Genomic DNA, 662 nt, shown 5'->3' on the forward strand with positions numbered 1-662 from the left:
AAAGGGAATATGTTTGATCCCTATGACAGCATTCGTATAACACCGAGCTTCTATTTTGTAACAAAGGATGGGAAGACGAAAAAACAGGTTGATTTGTACTACAAAACAAACAGCCAGAACTTTATAAAGGTCGGGTCTGAAGCGGACAAAGTTCAAAGGTACGTGATATTAAACGAACGCTTACGAAACGTCCCTAACGAGCAGCTTCAAGATACGTCAGGGTATAAATATCATCATTATTCAGGCATTCATCCAGGGGTCATCACCGAACAAGAATACAGCCAGTATTATCAATCGGTGGCTAGCAAGATGAAGACACCTGTGGGCGGTTACAGCCATCTGATGCTGCCGGAGCAGCTGCGTACCTTTATCGGACCTAAAACCGATATTCCTATCGATGCAAGTGCGGATATCCGGCGAGCAAATGCATCAATCCAGCAATGGTACGGGGAATATAGCTTGCCTGTAGAACCGTATGTAGTCGAATCGGGTACTAACATCGCAGAATATGGGCGTACCCATGGAGGGCTGGATGAGAAATCCGCAATTTTCTTGAAAGATGGATACATCATCGTGAATTTTGATCTGGAATCGATTCGGGATGGAAATACCAGCAATCCTCATCTCCAGTACATTAATGCACCGCTCATGAATCAATGGAA

The 662-nt window shown here is 44.1% G+C and carries 1 pseudogene; it reads left to right on the top strand.

The features are described 5' to 3' along the window. Window positions 1–662: pseudogene (locus AC3WJJ_RS25580) on the top strand (DUF5704 domain-containing protein); the annotation flags it as partial.

The sequence above is a fragment of the Paenibacillus sp. FW507-14B1B genome, assembly GCF_058781425.1.